The 16716-nt window shown below is 61.5% G+C and carries 16 protein-coding genes; 9 read left to right on the top strand and 7 right to left on the bottom strand.

From position 1 onward, the window contains the following. The first annotated feature begins 97 nt into the window (after window positions 1-97). Genes otsB through NJLHNGOC_RS06045 form a run of 3 tightly spaced genes read left to right on the top strand, consistent with a single transcriptional unit; the run spans window position 98 to window position 2704 of the window. On the top strand, window positions 98-850 hold the full coding sequence (gene otsB, locus NJLHNGOC_RS06035; RefSeq protein WP_113595560.1) for a trehalose-phosphatase: 753 nt from the start codon (window positions 98-100) through the stop codon (window positions 848-850). Further along, entirely contained in the window at window positions 838-2190 is a 1353-nt protein-coding gene (locus NJLHNGOC_RS06040; protein ID WP_113595561.1) for an alpha,alpha-trehalose-phosphate synthase (UDP-forming), read from the top strand. Before otsB ends, NJLHNGOC_RS06040 begins: the two co-directional genes overlap by 13 nt. 28 nt (window positions 2191-2218) lie before the next feature. Then, window positions 2219-2704, top strand: a complete 486-nt coding sequence (locus NJLHNGOC_RS06045; RefSeq protein ID WP_113595562.1) for a disulfide bond formation protein B — start codon at window positions 2219-2221, stop codon at window positions 2702-2704. Here NJLHNGOC_RS06045 and NJLHNGOC_RS06050 read toward each other — a convergent pair. Further along, on the bottom strand, window positions 2661-2837 hold the full coding sequence (locus NJLHNGOC_RS06050; protein ID WP_003617451.1) for a DUF1328 domain-containing protein: 177 nt from the start codon (window positions 2835-2837) through the stop codon (window positions 2661-2663). The two genes, NJLHNGOC_RS06045 and NJLHNGOC_RS06050, sit on opposite strands and share 44 nt — an antisense overlap. A 235-nt stretch (window positions 2838-3072) precedes the next feature. Here NJLHNGOC_RS06050 and NJLHNGOC_RS06055 point away from each other — a divergent pair, with 235 nt between their 5' ends. The 3 genes from NJLHNGOC_RS06055 (at window position 3073) to NJLHNGOC_RS06070 (ending at window position 7432) form a co-directional block, all read left to right on the top strand. Further along, the gene (locus NJLHNGOC_RS06055; RefSeq protein WP_113595563.1) at window positions 3073-5121 is read left to right on the top strand and encodes an NAD(+) synthase; all 2049 of its coding nucleotides are present in this window, start codon (window positions 3073-3075) and stop codon (window positions 5119-5121) included. 247 nt (window positions 5122-5368) lie between these two features. Next, window positions 5369-6739 carry a hypothetical protein gene (locus NJLHNGOC_RS06060; protein WP_165837856.1) on the top strand — a complete coding sequence of 457 codons (1371 nt, stop codon included), beginning with the start codon at window positions 5369-5371 and terminating at the stop codon, window positions 6737-6739. 423 nt (window positions 6740-7162) lie between these two features. Next, the gene (locus tag NJLHNGOC_RS06070) at window positions 7163-7432 is read left to right on the top strand and encodes an HU family DNA-binding protein (protein ID WP_110527733.1); all 270 of its coding nucleotides are present in this window, start codon (window positions 7163-7165) and stop codon (window positions 7430-7432) included. Window positions 7433-7506: 74 nt separating this feature from the next. Here NJLHNGOC_RS06070 and NJLHNGOC_RS06075 read toward each other — a convergent pair whose 3' ends face one another. Genes NJLHNGOC_RS06075 through NJLHNGOC_RS06085 form a run of 3 tightly spaced genes read right to left on the bottom strand, consistent with a single transcriptional unit; the run spans window position 7507 to window position 10234 of the window. After that, window positions 7507-8091 (bottom strand): LutC/YkgG family protein, encoded by a 585-nt coding sequence (locus NJLHNGOC_RS06075; protein ID WP_113595566.1) that lies wholly within the window; start codon window positions 8089-8091, stop codon window positions 7507-7509. Next, the gene (locus NJLHNGOC_RS06080) at window positions 8088-9494 is read right to left on the bottom strand and encodes a lactate utilization protein B (protein ID WP_113595567.1); all 1407 of its coding nucleotides are present in this window, start codon (window positions 9492-9494) and stop codon (window positions 8088-8090) included. Before NJLHNGOC_RS06080 ends, NJLHNGOC_RS06075 begins: the two co-directional genes overlap by 4 nt. After that, window positions 9491-10234 (bottom strand): (Fe-S)-binding protein, encoded by a 744-nt coding sequence (locus NJLHNGOC_RS06085; protein ID WP_113595568.1) that lies wholly within the window; start codon window positions 10232-10234, stop codon window positions 9491-9493. Before NJLHNGOC_RS06085 ends, NJLHNGOC_RS06080 begins: the two co-directional genes overlap by 4 nt. A gap of 103 nt (window positions 10235-10337) precedes the next feature. Between NJLHNGOC_RS06085 and NJLHNGOC_RS06090 the strand changes: the two genes are divergently transcribed. After that, a complete protein-coding gene (locus NJLHNGOC_RS06090) occupies window positions 10338-11276 on the top strand; it encodes a LysR family transcriptional regulator (protein ID WP_113595569.1) in 939 nt (312 codons plus the stop codon). 75 nt (window positions 11277-11351) lie between these two features. On the opposite strand, the gene NJLHNGOC_RS15615 is transcribed toward NJLHNGOC_RS06090, so the two are convergent. The 3 genes from NJLHNGOC_RS15615 to NJLHNGOC_RS06105 all read right to left on the bottom strand — a co-directional run bounded on the left by NJLHNGOC_RS15615 (window position 11352) and on the right by NJLHNGOC_RS06105 (window position 13909). After that, entirely contained in the window at window positions 11352-11630 is a 279-nt protein-coding gene (locus tag NJLHNGOC_RS15615) for a hypothetical protein (protein WP_133258674.1), read from the bottom strand. A 203-nt stretch (window positions 11631-11833) separates the two neighbouring features. Beyond that, window positions 11834-12910: a zinc-binding metallopeptidase family protein gene (locus tag NJLHNGOC_RS06100; protein WP_113595616.1), complete on the bottom strand. Its 1077-nt coding sequence runs from the start codon at window positions 12908-12910 to the stop codon at window positions 11834-11836. Between the two features lie 75 nt (window positions 12911-12985). Continuing rightward, entirely contained in the window at window positions 12986-13909 is a 924-nt protein-coding gene (locus NJLHNGOC_RS06105; RefSeq protein ID WP_239021364.1) for a transglutaminase family protein, read from the bottom strand. Window positions 13910-14167: 258 nt separating this feature from the next. Here NJLHNGOC_RS06105 and NJLHNGOC_RS06110 point away from each other — a divergent pair, with 258 nt between their 5' ends. Further along, window positions 14168-15640, top strand: coding sequence for a circularly permuted type 2 ATP-grasp protein (locus tag NJLHNGOC_RS06110; RefSeq protein ID WP_113595571.1), 1473 nt, complete (start codon window positions 14168-14170; stop codon window positions 15638-15640). Next, window positions 15622-16665, top strand: a complete 1044-nt coding sequence (locus NJLHNGOC_RS06115; protein WP_113595572.1) for an alpha-E domain-containing protein — start codon at window positions 15622-15624, stop codon at window positions 16663-16665. The genes NJLHNGOC_RS06110 and NJLHNGOC_RS06115 overlap by 19 nt, the downstream gene beginning before the upstream one ends. The last annotated feature ends 51 nt before the right edge of the window (window positions 16666-16716 follow it).

Genomic DNA, 16716 nt, shown 5'->3' on the forward strand with positions numbered 1-16716 from the left:
ATGGTCCGACACGATATGAACGGGTGAGATGGCTCCTGCTGTCGCGCGTTCATGTCTTTTTTTCCGTCCGTTCGGTTTCCCGGAGGTCTGAACCATTATGAGCCTGATGTCTTTCCTGCCCAGAAGCGGCGATCTGCCCCCTCCTGACAGGACGGCTTTCCTGCTGGATTTCGACGGTACGCTGGTGGAAATCGCGCCGACCCCCGAATCGGTCAAGGTGCAGGCAGGGCTGCTGGCGACGTTGCGGCGGCTGCGCAGGAAATGCGGAAACGCGGTGGCGGTCATTTCAGGACGTCCCATTGACCAGATCGACTTTTTCCTTGGCGACGTGCCCTATGCCGTGGCGGGGGAGCATGGGATTGCCATCCGTCGCAGTCCGGGCGCGCCGATCCAGCGCGCCAACCTGCCCGCCGTGCCGGCCGCGTGGCTGAAGCAGGCGGACGAGCTTGCGGCGAAATATCCCGGCGTGCGGATCGAACGGAAGAAGGCGGCGGTCGTTCTGCATTTCCGTGGCGCGCCCGACGCCGGTCCGGCCCTGCGCCACGCGGCGGAGGCATGGGTCGCGACGGATCCGCGCTTTCACATCCAGGAAGCCAAGATGGCGTGGGAAATCCGCCCTGCGGGCATCGACAAGGGGCATGCGGTGCGCGACCTGATGGCGGCGGCGCCATTCGTGGGGCGTTACCCGGTTTTCATCGGTGACGACGTGACGGACGAGGACGGGATCCGCGCGGCGGTCGCGCTGGGCGGGATGGGTTTTCGCATCCCGCGCGATTTCCCTGATCCCGCCGCGGTGCGGGCATGGCTTGCGGCCCTGTCGGGCGGGGGGAACGACGTATGGGGCGTCTGATTATCGTATCAAACCGCGTTCCCGCGCCAAGGGAGCGTAACCAGCCCGCCGGTGGCCTGGCGGTGGGGCTGAAGGATGCCCTGCGTCAGGGCGATGCGCTGTGGTTCGGGTGGTCGGGCCGTCAGGTGCCGGAAATGTCGGGTGATCCGACGCCCGCGATCGACCGGGTGGGCAATGTCACCTATGCCACCATTGACCTGACCACGGCGCAGCATACCGGGTTTTACCAGAATTTCTCCAACGGCATCCTGTGGCCGCTTTTCCATTACCGTGTCGGGTTGATGAACTATTCCCGGCTGGACTGGGAAATGTACCTCAGTGTCAATGCCATGTTCGCCCGCACGCTGCGTCCGCTGCTACGACCCGACGATACGATCTGGATCCATGACTATCACCTGTTCCCGCTGGGACAGGCGCTGCGTGACCTTGGGGTGAAGTGCCGGATCGGCTTTTTCCTGCATATCCCCTTTCCACCGTGGAGCCTCGTGCGGGCGCTGCCGGGGGCGGAGCTGCTGCTTGAGGACATGCAGGCCTATGATCTGGTGGGCGTGCAGACGCCCGAGGACGCGGAAAACCTCAACCATGCGCTGCGCATGAACAACATGGCCGAACGGGCGCAGGCGTTCCCGATCGGCATCGACCCGGTGGAATTCCGCACGCAGGCCGAAGCCAGCATGAAGGGGACGGAGGTCAGCCGCCTGCGCGACAGCCTGCGTGGCGCAGCGCTGGTGCTGGGTGTGGACAGGCTGGACTATTCCAAGGGCCTGCCGGAACGTTTCAAGGGGTATGAGGCGCTGCTGACGCGTTATCCCGAACATCGCGGCAAGGTCACCTTCCTTCAGGTCGCGCCGATTTCACGCGGCAATGTCGAGGAATACCGTCAGCTGCGCTGTCAGCTGGACGAACTGACGGGGCGGATCAACGGCGCCTATTCCGAATTCGACTGGACGCCGATCCGCTATATCACCCGGCCGATTTCGCGCGATGTCCTTGCCGGTTTCTATCGCATGGCGGACGTGGCGCTGATTACGCCGCTGCGCGATGGCATGAACCTTGTGGCGAAGGAATATATCGCGGCGCAGGATCCGGCCGATCCCGGCGTGCTGATCCTGTCGCACTTCGCCGGTGCTGCCCCCGAGCTGGATGAGGCGGTGCTGGTAAATCCCTATGATACCGATGAAATCGCCGATGCCCTGCATCAGGCGCTGACGATGCAGCGTCCGGAACGTCAGACCCGCTGGACCGCGCTGGAAAAGGAAGTCTGCCGCACGACGGCCGTCAGCTGGGCCAATGATTTCCTGCGGGCGCTTGACGGGGCACCTGTTTCCGTCTCTTCGTAAGGGGATGATGAGAGGTACAGGATTTGTCATGGCGCTGGCGGGTTCGCTTGCGCTGGCGCTGGCTTGGTGGACGGAACATGGGCTGGGGCATGTCCCCTGCGGGCTGTGCCTGTGGGAACGCTGGCCCTATCGCGTGCTGATCATGCTGGGTCTGGGCGCCATGGTCCTGCCGCGTGACGCCGCCCGTACCGCATTGTGGTGCTGCATGCCCGTATTGCTGGTTTCATGCGGGCTGTCGGTGCTGCATGTTGGGGTGGAGCAGGGATGGTGGCCCAGTCCCCTGCCGGAATGCATGGCCCCCACGTTCCATGGCGGCACTTTTGCCGAGCGGCTGGCGTCCATGCCTGTCCGCCCGGCAAAGCCATGTGATGCCCCGACGTACCTTATTGCGTGGCTGCCGGTGTCGATGACGGCGATGAGCGGCCTTTATGCCCTTGCCCTGCTGCCGCTGGTGCCCCGGGGCCTGAAGGTCAAGGGACGCTTCCGCGGCCGCGGCCGAAAAACAATCCAATGACGAACAGTATGATGAAGATGAAGAACAGGACCTTGCCAAAATAGGCGAAGGTCGATGAAATCCCGCCAAAGCCGAAGACCGCTGCGATCAGGGCCAGGACAAGGAAGGTGATGGTCCAGCGTAACAGGTCCATGTCCGCACTCCTTCAGTTGGTGTTTTGCAATGGGGTGCCCGCGGGCGGTACGCCACCATCTACTGTCATGAATGTTTCAGGACAGGTGAAGTTCATCGCGATGGTCATATCGTGAAGCGCCGTAATTTGTAGGTCGGGGCGCGCGCGATTACATCTGGTGTCGTGCCGGCCTGCCCATCCACGGGCACTGGCGGGCATCCGGCAGGAGATGGCGGAGCAGGGAGAGGCAGTTTTCATGACCGATTTTCACGCGCTTTATCGTCATGGTTTCGCGCGGGTCGCGGCCTGCACCCTGCCGGTGGCGCTTGCCGATCCACAGGCCAACGTCCTGCGCACCCTGCAGCAGGCCCAGGCCTGCGATGACGAGGGCGTTGCGATCTGCGTGTTTCCCGAACTGGGGCTTTCGGGATACGCGATCGAGGACCTGCGCCAGCAGGACGTTGTGCTGGACCGGGTGGACGCGGCCGTGGCCGAACTGGCGGCGGGCAGCATCGACCTGCTGCCTGTCATGATTGTCGGCGCGCCGCTGCGGCATGGGGACGGGCTGTACAACTGCGCCGTCGTGATCCATCGTGGCCGCGTGCTGGGCGTGGTGCCCAAATCCTACCTTCCCAATTATCGCGAGTTTTACGAGGCGCGGCAGTTTTCCCCCGGCGCGGGGATGCGCGGGGGACATATCCGCGTCGGCGGGCAGGAAGCCCCGTTCGGGACCGACCTCCTGTTCGCGGCGCACGATGTTGCGGGCCTGACGCTGGCGGTTGAAATCTGCGAGGACATATGGGTGCCCCAGCCCCCCAGCACGCAGGCAGCCCTGGCCGGGGCGTCGGTGATCGCGAACCTGTCCGCCAGCGACATCACCGTGGGAAAGACACAGACCCGGACGCTGCTGTGTCAGGCCCATTCCGCGCGATGTCTGTGCGCCTATGTCTATGCCGCGGCGGGCGAGGGGGAATCGACCACCGACCTGGCATGGGATGGGCAGGTCTCGGTATTCGAAAATGGTGGCGTGCTTGCACAGAGCGACCGTTTCCCCACAGGGCCCGTCCGGGCGGTGGCGGATATCGATCTGGACCTGTTGCGGCAGGAACGCATGCGGATGGGAACGTTTGGCGACAATCGCCGCGCGACGCAGGTGCATGACGCGCAGTGGCGGCGGGTGGAGTTCGTCCTTGACCCGCCAATGCGTGATCTGGGGCTGCGGCGTGAAATCGCGCGTTTCCCCTTCGTGCCGTCCGCGCCGGAGCAGCTGGCGCAGGACTGTTACGAGGCCTTTACCATTCAGGTATCCGCCCTGAAGCAGCGGATGAAGACATCCGGCGCGCGACGGATGGTGATCGGCATCTCGGGCGGCCTCGATTCCACACATGCGCTGCTGGTCGCGGTCAGGACGGCAGATGAGCTGGGGCTGGGGCGTGATTCGGTGCTGGGCTATACCATGCCCGGCTTTGGCACCAGCACGGAAACCCGCTCCAACGCGCTGGCCCTGATGGAGGCGCTGGGCGTAAGCGCGAAGGAAATCGACATCCGGCCGACCGCGCGGATGATGCTTGAACAGATGGGCCATCCCTTTGCCGGGGGGGAGGCCGTGTATGACGTGACATTTGAAAATGTGCAGGCCGGCCTGCGCACCGATTTCCTGTTCCGGCTGGCGAACCAGTCGGGGGGCATCGTGATCGGCACCGGCGACCTGTCGGAACTGGCGCTGGGGTGGTGTACCTATGGCGTGGGCGACCAGATGTCGCATTACAACGTGAATGGGGGCCTGCCCAAGACGCTGATCCAGCACCTGATCCGCTGGGTCATGTCCCACGGGGACGAGGAGGAGCGGACCTGCGATATCCTGCGCGACATCCTGCATACGGAGATTTCGCCCGAACTGATCCCCGCGCATGAAGGCCAGCCGATCCAGAGCACGGAGGCCCGAATCGGCCCGTATGCCCTGCAGGATTTCAACCTGTACTATATCCTGCGCCATGGTTTCCGCCCGTCGCGGATTGCCTTCATGGCATGGCATGCATGGGGGGATCGCGCCCGCGGGGCGTGGCCGCCCGGCTTCCCCGAGGATCGCAAGACGGAATATGACCTGGCGGAGATACGGCGCTGGCTGCTGGTTTTCGTCGAACGTTTCTTTGGTTTCAGCCAGTTCAAGCGGTCCGCGATGCCCAACGGGCCAAAGGTCCTTGCCGGTGGCGCGCTGTCGCCGCGCGGGGACTGGCGCGCGCCGTCGGACGGGAATGCCCGGCTGTGGATCGAGGAAATCGAGCGCACCATTCCCGAAAAATAACGTTCCCCGCAATGACGCCCCTGCAGAACCGTTACGGAAGTCAGGGGACATTCGAGAATTGTTAACCTCCATCTGTGTATTCGTTCCTGCGGGATCGGGCGTCCGCTGCTGGCGGCGCTGACGATTCCATTGCGAGCGGGGTATGCGTGGGCGTTTGGGGACGCGCGCATCTTCCGCTTCGGATTGGAACTGGTTGGTGGCGGGGCGCACAGCCCATGCCCGCAACATGGAACAGGGAGCGGAAAGCATGGGAGCTGTAACCATCACGGGTGCGGAAGGTTCAACCGTATCCGTTGCGACCAGCGGCGCATATGTCACCAGCCTTGCGCAGCAGTACGCGGGACAGATTACCGCCACGCTGAAAAACGATTACATCGTCAATGCGACGCCGGGCATGAATACCGCCACCGTCGCGAATACCTATACCGATATTACGGCCGGTGGCACCTATACCCTGAAGGGGAGCGACGCCGGCGTCGTGATTGGCGGCCCCAACGGCCAGACGCTCAGCCAGCCCGTCAACGTGGACGGGACCGGCATCACGACATCCGTCAACGTCATCGCGGGCGACGTGGGAAGCGTGACCTATACCGCCGGCAGCCAGTCGGGTGTCTTTACGGCGTCGTCAGGCAATGATGTCTTCAAGGGCGGGTCGGGCGATTACGTCGTCAATACCGGGGGCGGACGCGACACCATCAGCACCGGCAGCGGTCAGGACACCATCAACGCCGGACAGGGCGGGGCGGCCGCGATCTACCTCGATTCAGCGAATAACACCCTGAACCTGCAGGGGGCTGATACGGTCTATGCGCAGAATACGGGCGCGCAGACCGTCGATCTGGAAACGCAGAGTTCCGTTTCGGGCAGTGCGAGCCTGGACCTTGGCGCCAAGGCCAACCTGACCGATTCCGGATCCGGCAATTACGTGACCGTACACGGCGGCAGCGTCGTCAATGGCGGCACGGATGAACATATCACCTTCGACAATCAGGAAGGCCTGTACGGCCTTGAGGATCTGGTGGAGCAGCAGTCGCTGTCCGGCGGGACGGGCGATACGATTTCCGCCAGCGGCTTCCTGACGGTCAACAACTCCACCGGCGGGGACATCAGCGTCGATGGCTGCCTGAGTTTCCTCAATGCCCGCGGGAGTGCCACCGTCAGCGCGTGGCGCAGCACGATTTACGGCGCGGCGGGCGAGAATGCGCTGAATATTACCGCCAGCGACGATACCTATACCGATTTCGATGGCAGCCAGGGATCGGGCAGCGAACTGTTCAATGGCGCGAATTCGACGGGCGACATCAACGCGATCGGCGGCAGCGGCAGCAATACCCTGATCGGTGGCAGTGGCAACGATACGCTGTCGGGTGCGAATGGCATCAATGATTTCGTCTTCATCAAGGGCCATGCGGGCGGTCAGGACATCATCAAGGACTTTGGCAAGTCCACAAGCAATATCGTGGACCTGTCGAGCTACAACATGACGCAGGCGTCCCTGCAGGACATGATCGCCAATGCGACGGTCGCGGGTGGGAACACGACCATTTCCCTGTCGGACCATACGCATGTGACATTCGTTGGCGTAACGGACCTGAGCACCCAGAACTTCAAGCCGTAAGCCACGGTCCGTGGGCTGATGGCCTGTCGCGGGCGGACAATCCGCGCATGATCCGTTCCGGCCAATGAATGGGCGGGACGGATTTTTTGTATCCATCAGGAATGGGGAAACCAGCCACAGGGAAAATGCCCGGCCATCCGATCTGGAAAGATGACAGTCATATGAAATAATGATACAGAATCGATATGACTGATTGCAGCTTCCTCAAAGTCTGTATCATATCGGGAAATTCGGGAAGGGCGGCGGCTTTTGCTGACTGGAACAGCAACATTGGCATGTAATGACAAAAAACCTCTGGCGTAAGTTCACATGCCGCGTTACAAGCCGCGACCGCCTGATCATGATGGTCCATGCCCCTTCATGTCGGGATCAGGACATGGCGTTATTTTATACAGCATGGTTTGAAAGGAGCAGACAGTCTCGATGAGCAAAGCCTTTATTGCCGCAGTGATTCAGGATTCGATCGATTGCACTGGTGTGGCCGCCAACCAGGCTGCTTCGGACCTGATGGCAGCGATCATCAAGGAACTGAAGCGCGAGGGCGGTTTTACCCTGCCGTCATTCGGTACCTTTACCGTCAAGAAGACCAAGGCCCGCAAGGCCCTGAACCCGCGTACGGGCGAGCCGGTCAAGGTCAAGGCCGGCAAGACCGTCCGTTTCAAGGCGAGCCCCAATCTGAAAAAGGCTGTCTGATACGATTTCGCCCGCCTGCCATCCCCAAAGGGGGCAGGCGGGCGAATGACCTGTCAGGAAACCTGAAAAGCCTTTCAGCCGAACCAGACGCTCAGGGTCCGCACGCCCTGCGCGCCGCGGATCAGGACACCCTGGATATCCGCCGTGGCCGAAGGTCCGCTCATCAGCACGCCGTATTTCGCGGAACGGAATTCCGGGCGTTTCTGATAGGCGGTGTGCATGTTCGCCGTGATTTCATCCGGCGAAAGCAGCACGACGATATGCTGTGCCAGATGGGCCAGTGAATTCAGCGGCAGCTGCGCCTCGCTCAGGAAAATCGAACCCGTTTCCGCGATGCCAAAGGCCGCGCGCACGACGGCAATGTCCACGTCCTTGGCGTCCTGCGGGGTTTTCAGGGTTTCGGCGCGCATGGTGCCGTTGGTTTCCGGCACGGCGGAGCACACGTTTTTCGCATCCGGGAAACGTCGTGCGATGGCGGCATCCAGCGTTTCGTCACCCTGGGGTTCCAGCACGTCGCCACCCAGGATTTTCAGCGAGGTGATGAAACGTTCACGGCCCGCATCCAGATCGCCCAGCGTCGTCACGGGCGGCAGGGGATACTGCTCGGGCGAGGGGCGGTTGGTACGCAGGGCCTGAAGGATTGTTTCGCGCGCGTTCATTGTGTCCCCCCGCTCTTGCTGGTCTTGTTCGTCCGGTTGGCCTTGTACCATGAATGGAAGGTCTGTTTGACCGGATGCGGATTTTCGCGGTGCTTGCCCCATGGGTTGAGCCAGTTGTACAGCGCAAAGCGCGGCAGCGTGCTCAGTGACGTTTCCGTCGTGCTGATGGCGGCGCGATACAGTTTCGGCTGCCCCATCAGCTTGCCGGCCATGTGCATGATCTCGCGCTTGACGAAGGGCATTTCGTGGTGCTGCACCAGCACGCGCCGCCATTTGTAAAGCTGCTCATGGATGTTGATCTTGACCGGACAGACATTCGTGCAGCTGCCATTGAGCGTGGAGGCATAGGGCAGGGTGCTGTATTTGCGTTCGTTGAAGGTCGGGTCGATGATCGCGCCGATCGGCCCGGAATAGACCGCGCCATAGGACAGCCCGCCCGAACGGCGATAGACGGGGCAGGTATTCATGCATGCCCCGCAGCGGATACATTTCAGCGAGGTCCAGAAATCGCTCATCCCCAGTCGCGCGGAACGTCCGTTATCAACCAGCACGACATGCATTTCGCCGCCTTTCTGCGGCCCCCGGAAATGCGAGGTGTACTGCGTGATGGGCGATCCCAGCGCGCTGCGTGACAGCAGGCGTATGAAAACGCCAAGGTCGGCCATGCGCGGAACAAGGCGTTCGATGCCGATGGTCGCGATATGCAGGTTGGGCACCGTCGCGCTGAGGTCGGCATTGCCCTCGTTGGTGCATACGACGAACGTGCCGGTTTCCGCCACCACGAAATTGGCGCCCGTCATGCCGGCATCCGCGTGCAGGATGACCGGGCGGGCGGCCTGACGCTGCGCCTCCGCCAGAAGGTGGGGGTCGCGGATGCCCGGATCGGTCTTGTAATCCTTGGCAAAGATGCGTGCCACGTCAGACGTCAGCTTATGCACGGCGGGGACGACGATATGGCTTGGCAACTGATCGTCAAGCTGCTGGATGCGTTCGCCCAGGTCGGTTTCGGTCACCGTGACGCCGCGTTTTTCAAGATAGGGCCGCATGTCACATTCTTCGGTGACCATCGACTTGCTCTTGATCAGGCTGCGGGCGTTATGCGCCTTGAGGATCTCGCCCACGATGCGGTTATGTTCCGCCCCGTCACGCGCCCAGTGAACGTGGATGCCGTTCTTTTTCGCGTTTTCCTCGAACTGTTCCAGATATTCCGGCAGGCGCGACAGCGTGTGTTCCTTGATGCGCGAGGCCTCGGCGCGCAGTTCCTGCCATTCGGGCAGCATGTGCATCTGCTCGTCGCGTTTCTGGCGCATGTCCCACAGGCGTTCATCATGGAACTTCAGGTGGGGGGCGTCCTCCAGGAACCTTTCGGCGGCCCTGGCGTGGTTGACCGGCCTGTTGCTCATGCCCGTGCTCCGTTCAGGATCTGTGCGATATGGATGAAGCGGATCGGAATCCCGGCGCGTTCGGCGCAGCCCTGCTGGTGCATCATACACGAGGAGTCCGCGGAGACGATGTAATCCGCGCCCGCCTGATAGTGGTCGCGCACTTTGTCCAGACCCATCCGCGCGGAGACCGCTTCTTCGGTAACGGAGAACGTGCCGCCAAATCCGCAGCATTCATCCGGGCGCTTGGGGGTTACGAAACGGATGCCCTTGACCTTCGACAGCAGGTCCATCGGCTTGGAAAAGGGCTTTTCACCCAGTTCCGACATGCTGGCGGTACGCAGCGCGCGCAGGGTGCCGCAGCTGTTGTGCAAACCGACGCTATGGTTGAATTCAGCCCAGGGGAATTCCTCCACCTTCATGATGTCATGCAGGAATTCCACCAGTTCATAGGTGTTTTCGCGCACATGGCGGACTTCGTCGGTCTGTGGGATGGCGTCGAAATTGTCGCGCACATGATGTGTGCAGCTTCCCGATGGCATGACGATCTTGTCAAAGCGGGCGAAGTTGCGCACGAAAAGCGCCTCTGCCGCGGCCGCGTCGGAATTGCAGCCGGAATTGCCCATTGGCTGGCCACAGCATGTCTGATCCAGCGGATATTCGACATCCAGCCCCAGTTTCTCCAGCAATTCCAGCGTGGCAATGCCTGCCTGCGGATAGAAAGCATCAATATAACAGGGAATAAACAGGCCAATCTTCATCAGGGAGCTCTCATCCTTACCAGATGGGGGGAACGTGGCGCATGGCATGTTATGGCGTCAAATATATATTGAACTAGTTTTCCATATATTATTTATATGCCAAATGGATTTAAGACATCTGCGCTATTTCGTGGCCGTTGCTGAAAATGGCAGTTTTACCCGCGCTGCCGAACAGCTGGGGATAGAACAGCCACCGCTGAGCCAGCAGATCAAGCAGTTCGAGAATGAACTGGGTGTGCTGCTGTTCCAGCGCCTGACGCGTGGGGTGCGCCTGACGGACGTGGGCGCGGTGCTGATGGATCAGGCCAAGGCCATTCTTGGCATGCAGCAGCAGTTCATGTCCATTGCAGCGGGTCTGGGCCGTGGCGAACGGGGGCACCTGCGTGTCGGGCTGGCGGGGGCGGTTTCCCTGCTGCCGCTGATCCCCCAGACCGTGCGGCGCTTTCGCGAGGAATGGCCGGATGTCACCATCTCGCTCGAGGAAAGCAATACCCCGGCGTTGCGCAAGGCCCTGCATGACCGGGCGATTGATATCGCGATTGTCCGCCCGCCCGTCCCCGATGGGGAGGAGGGGCTGATTGTCTCCCCGCTGCTGGCGGAACCGACCGTGGTCGCGTTGCCCAAGGGGCATGCGCTGGCGTCGCGTCCGCGTCTGGAACTCGACATGCTGGCGGATGAGCCGCTGATCATCTTTCCACGCGAACTGGGGCCGGGATTTCATGATGCCATCCTGTCCGCCTGCCAGAACGCGGGATTTACCCCCCGCATGGGACAGCAGGCGCCCCAGATCGCCTCCACCGTGCCACTTGTCGCGGCAGGACTTGGCATTTCGGTGGTGCCGCAATCGCTGCACCAGATCCATTCAGGGGGCGTGACCTACCATTCCCTTGGGCCGAACGCCCCGCGGGCCGATCTGGCGATTGCCATGCGCGTGGGCCAGCATTCCCCGCTGATTTCGCATTTCGTGGGGATCCTGCGCGATGCATGTCGTGACATGCAGCTTCTTCCCACGGACGATCCCGATATCGACCCCCTGAAATGAGCAAGGGGGCGCTTCCCTTATGGAAAGCGCCCCCTCCTGACGTCACGACCCCGATATGAAAGGGGTCATGCCGGATCAGTTGCTGCTGTCTTCCTTGTGGTGGCGATGCTTGCCATGGCTGCGATGATGCTCGCCATGATGCTCGTCACTGCTGCTGTTGCTGTCATTGTCATGATGGTTCCAGTCGTGGTCACCATGCTCACCATGTTCGTCATGGTGTTCATCGTGGTTCTGGCCATCTTCATGATGATGATCATAATTGTTGTTCTGGGTGTCCTGCGCCATTGCCGGAACGCCATAAGCGCCCAGAGCCCCAGCGATACCAGCAACCAGCATGAAACGTTTGAAATTCATAAAAAGTACCTCCTCTGACACATGGTAAGGCACGTACAACACGACCTTGTAGTGTCTTTAATGTGTACGAATGTTTCATATGGAATTGTTAAAATAATGTAAAGTGCTTTCCCATGCAGGAAAAATCAAGAAAGAACAAGAATTCGCCAGCCAGAGATATGCGGTGGAGTTATTCCAGGGTCTTGTTTTATGAATGCGGATTTTTACTGTTTCCCGCGTGCCGCACGCACCAGCTGATGGATGAATGCCAGTTTTCGCAGGATGGTGGGCGTCAGCACGAAAGGATAGAAATCAGCCAGTCCCATTGAACGGTTCAGGCTGTTGACGGCATAGGTCAGCGGTAGCCACCCCTGCGAAATCGTGTCGAATGTTTCCACGTCATAGGGATTGTCGGCGATCATGGCGCGCAGGGCCTTCGGATTGCCCGGCTGTTCGCGCACGGTCATGCCATAGGCCCATGCCGTCTCCAGGGTGGAGACGATATGCAGGTAATGCGCCCACGTTTCGGCAAAGTCTTCCCACGGGTGACAGGTGGCGTATTCGCTGACGTACTGCGTGCGCCATCCCGTGGGCGGCCCATTTTCATAATGGCGCTGCAGGGCCTGCTGGTAATCCATGCGGTCATCGCCGAAAATGGCCCGGCATTCCTCCAGCCGGTGTCCGTCGCGCACCAGGAGGTTCCAGTAATAATGCCCGATTTCGTGCCGGAAATGCCCCAGCAGGGTCCGGTAGTGTTCTCCCATTTCCATGCGCATCCGCTCACGCTGGGCGTCGTCGGCCTCGCGCAGGGCAATGGTGATCAGGCCGTTCTGATGGCCGGTCATGACCGTGCTGCCATCGGGACCATCGTCGAGGAAGTCGAACATCAGCCCGTTCTGCGGGTCCTGCCTGCGGGTATGCATCGGCAGGCGCAGACGCAGCAGGGTGTAGAACAGGCGATGCTTGGCGATTTCTATCTTGCACCACCGTTCCAGATTCCCCGGCACCGACAGGTTGGGAATGGTGCGGTTGAACTGGCATGCGACGCAGAACTGCTGCTCCGGCTGGCTGGCGGGAACAAGCCAGTTGCAGGCGTCATGTGCATGATTGGCGCAGAAACGGTAGGGAGCATCCGTGGCGCGCGGATCAAGGGCCTGCCATCCATCGCCGTTTTCATCGGGCGTCAGTGCCGACAGGCTGTTGATGTCCGGCACGTAACCCAGTTTATGCCCACAGCGTTCGCAGGCCGTGTTTTCGAAAAACAGGACCTGACCGCATGACTGACAGGAAAAGAGTTGCAAGGCCGTTTGCTTTCCATAACGCGAAGGGGGGCATGATTCCATTATCCGGAAGGCTCAGGATATGACATCCCCGTGTCAGGTCCGGGAGTCCTTTTTCACGTCGGCATCCGCGGGATGGTGGATCGTCATGGAAACGTCGAGCGTCGCGGTGCAGTTGTCCAGCATTCCCGTGACCGGCGCGACCTGATCGGGCCGGACCGCCGCCGCAAGCGCGATATGTCCCTGCGACGTCAGCAGGCCGGAGGTGGTGTCGAAACCGACCCATCCCGCCCCCGGCAGCCACGTTTCCACCCAGGCATGCAGGTCGCATGTCGTCCCGTCCGCCCCGTCCTGGATCAGGTAGCCTGATACGAACCGCGCCGCCATGCCCATATGCCGCAGCACCTGTATCAGGAGCCACGCGCTGTCACGGCATGAACCCGTCCTCTGGCCCAGGGTTTCCTCCGCGCTCCAGACGCCGGCCTCCATGCGGGTGCGATAGGCAATGCGTGCTGCGATCAGGCGGTTGATCGCCACCAGCCGGTCCAGCGTGCCGCCATGTTCCAGCCCCGCCACATCCGCAAGGAAGGCGCGCAGATGCGGCCCCGCCGGCAGGGGCGTCATGAAACCGGCAAGCCTGCGCGCCTGCGCGGGGGTATAGGCCACGGGCCACCGGCGCCCCGCGTCGCACAGGGACAGGTCGAACGGATTGATCGGTGACAGGTCGGCCGTCAGGCGTATGGTGATGTCAAAACGGGTGACCCGGTGTTCAAAGGTGACGCGGGCCTCGTGATTGCCAAAATCGTCCTGCCGCCATGTGTGCCGGTGTCCCGATGGCAGGATGTCCATGTCATATGACACGATGGGCGTGCGGCATGCTGCGTCAGGCCGCAGGCGGATGGTCTGCGGCCCCAGAAAGACCGGGCGGTCATAACGGTAGCTTGTCCGGTGCACCAGTGTGACATGGGGGGTCATCACGGGATCGCTTTCATGAAGGCATGTCGTACAAGAAGAAGGCATCAGGTTCCCGGACCGGCATGCGCGCAGGATGTCAATCGCATGACCTGCATGCATGGCATGAGTTCGCGGCCAGCGCCATACGCGGGTGTCATTTCGTTGAAGGAATGACGAAAAAAGGAAACCCGATGCAGATTCCTCCTTGGCAAGGACGTGTTTTCTTGCTCCGCTGAAGATGGAAGCGTAATGAATAAGGCAGGTGGGTGGGCATGTTTCCGTCACGCCTGATCCTCCTTCCGACCAGGGCACGGGAGCAGGGGCATGAATGATACGGTAGGGCGCGGCCAGACGCAGGGCGCTGGACTGTTCGCGACATATGACGTGCCGACGTCCTTTTGCGAACTGATGAACCGCGCCGATCCTGCTTCCCCGGGCCTGTGCCGCGTGCGTGACCGTCTGGCGCATTTCGACCTGGATGAACTGCGCCGCCGCACCGCCGCGGTGGAGGCACAGCTCTATCAGCTGGGCATCACGTTTACCGTCTATACCGACAATCAGGCGATCGATCGCATCCTGCCTTTCGACGTGGTGCCGCGTGTCCTGACCGCCGGGGAGTGGGACCATGTCGAACGTGGCGTGCGCCAGCGCGTGCAGGCGATCAACCTGTTCCTGTGGGACATCTATCACGATCGCCACATCCTGAACGATGGCGTCGTGCCCGCGGAGATGGTGCTGGGGAACGCGAATTACTGTTCCGCGATGGTGGGGCTTGATGTGCCGGGGGGCGTGTATGTCCATGTGAACGGTACCGACCTTGTCCGCGACCCGGCCGGGCGTTTCCTGATCCTGGAGGACAATGCCCGCACGCCGTCGGGTGTTTCCTACGTGATCGAAAACCGCCACATGATGTTGCGGATGATGCCCGATCTCGCCTCGGGGGTGGATATCCGCCCTGTTGACGAATACGGCCTGCGGCTGCATCGCGCACTGGCCGAAACCGCCCCGGAGGGGGTGGCCGATCCGCAGGTCGTGCTGCTGTCGCCCGGCATCTATAACGCCGCCTATTTCGAGCATGTCTTCCTTGCCCGTGAAATGGGCATCCCCCTGGTGGAGGGACGCGATCTGGTGGTGATCGACGGCCGCGTCTTCATGCGCACGGTCGCGGGCCTGTCGCCGGTGCACACGATCTATCGTCGCCTCAATGACGATTTCCTTGATCCGCAGGTGTTCAATCCCGACAGCCTGCTTGGCGTGCCGGGGCTGGTGGATGCCTATCGCCGGGGGAACGTCACCATTGCCAACGCCATCGGGACAGGGGTCGCCGATGACAAGGCGATCTATGCCTACATGCCCCGGATCATCCGTTATTACCTCGATCAGGATCCCATCCTCGACAATGTGGAAACCCATATCTGCGCGGAGAAGGAGGGACTGGATTTCACGCTGGCGAACCTGGAGCGGCTGGTGGTCAAGCCTGTCGGGGAATCCGGCGGGTACGGCCTGCTGATCGGTCCGCATGCCACCAGCGCCGAACTGGACGATTTCCGCGCGCGCCTTCTGGCCGATCCCGCGAATTACATCAGCCAGCCCGTCATCAACCTGTCGGTTTCGCCCACGCTGTGTTCCGCCGGGCTGGAGGCGCGGCATGTCGACCTGCGCCCCTTTGCCGTGACGGGGAAGGAGACATGGGTACTGCCCGGCGGCCTGTCGCGCGTGGCGTTGCGCAAGGGATCGCTGGTGGTCAATTCCTCTCAGGGAGGGGGATCAAAGGACACATGGGTGCTTGCGTCATGACGAATCTTTCGGCTTTCCCCGCGCCGGTCCTGCCGGGCCTGCACAACCTGCTTTCACGCTATGCCGAAAGCATGACCTGGCTGGCGCGGTATATGGAGCGGATCGAAAACCTCGCGCGCCTGATCGAGGTGACGGGCACTTTCGTTCGGCCCCGCAATGTCTGTGCCGGGTGGGATTCGCTGTTGCAGATCAACGCGGACGAGGCGCGCTTCTTCGCGACCCATGAGCAGGCATCAGAGCATGAGGTCGTCGCGTTTTACATTACCGAGCGTGATAATCCCGGATCCATCGCCGGAATGGCGGAGGCGGTGCGCGAAAATGCGCGCGCCCTGCGTCCCCTGATTTCGACCGAGATGTGGATGCACCTGAATGTCTTTACCAAATGGGTGCGTGAACTGACCCCCCGCGATATCCGCGCGGGCAGCCTGTCGGGCATCTGTACCCGCCTGAAACAGGAATGCCAGACCCATTTCGGAATTACCGAAGGCACGCTGTACCGCGATCAGGCATGGCTGTTCTATATCACGGGAAAGCATCTGGAGCGCGCCGACCAGATCACGCGCCTGCTGGATATCAAGTATCATACCCTGCTGCCGCCGGGTGCCGATATCGGGTCGGACATCGACATCAGCCAGTGGACGTCCGTCCTGCGATCGGCCGCAGCCTATCATGCGTTCCGCCGCGTGCTGCCATCGGGCATGACGCCGGTGAACATCGTCGGATTCCTGCTGAAGAATGACGGCTTTCCCCGATCCCTGTCCACCAGCCTGCGGCAGGTCCATTCGGCGCTGGGGCTGCTGGCGGGGGAATACCGCCTGCGCCACGGCAGCCATATCCTGGAACGGGTGGAGGAACTGCGCGTGACGCTGGTGGAACAGACTGCCGAAGAAATCATCCTGCGCGGGCTGCATGAATACATGGAATGGATCCAGTGCCAGTTACGCCAGATCCAGGAGGAAATCACGCAGGCCTTCTGGCCGGCAACACCGCCCTCTCCGGTGTCATCTGCGATACAGGTGCAATAACCCCCGTTCGGGCCGACGGACATTTCCTCTGCCCATCGGCCCGGCATGTTG

Origin of the sequence: Novacetimonas cocois (assembly GCF_003311635.1) — a bacterium.
Taxonomy (GTDB): Bacteria; Pseudomonadota; Alphaproteobacteria; order Acetobacterales; family Acetobacteraceae; genus Novacetimonas; species Novacetimonas cocois.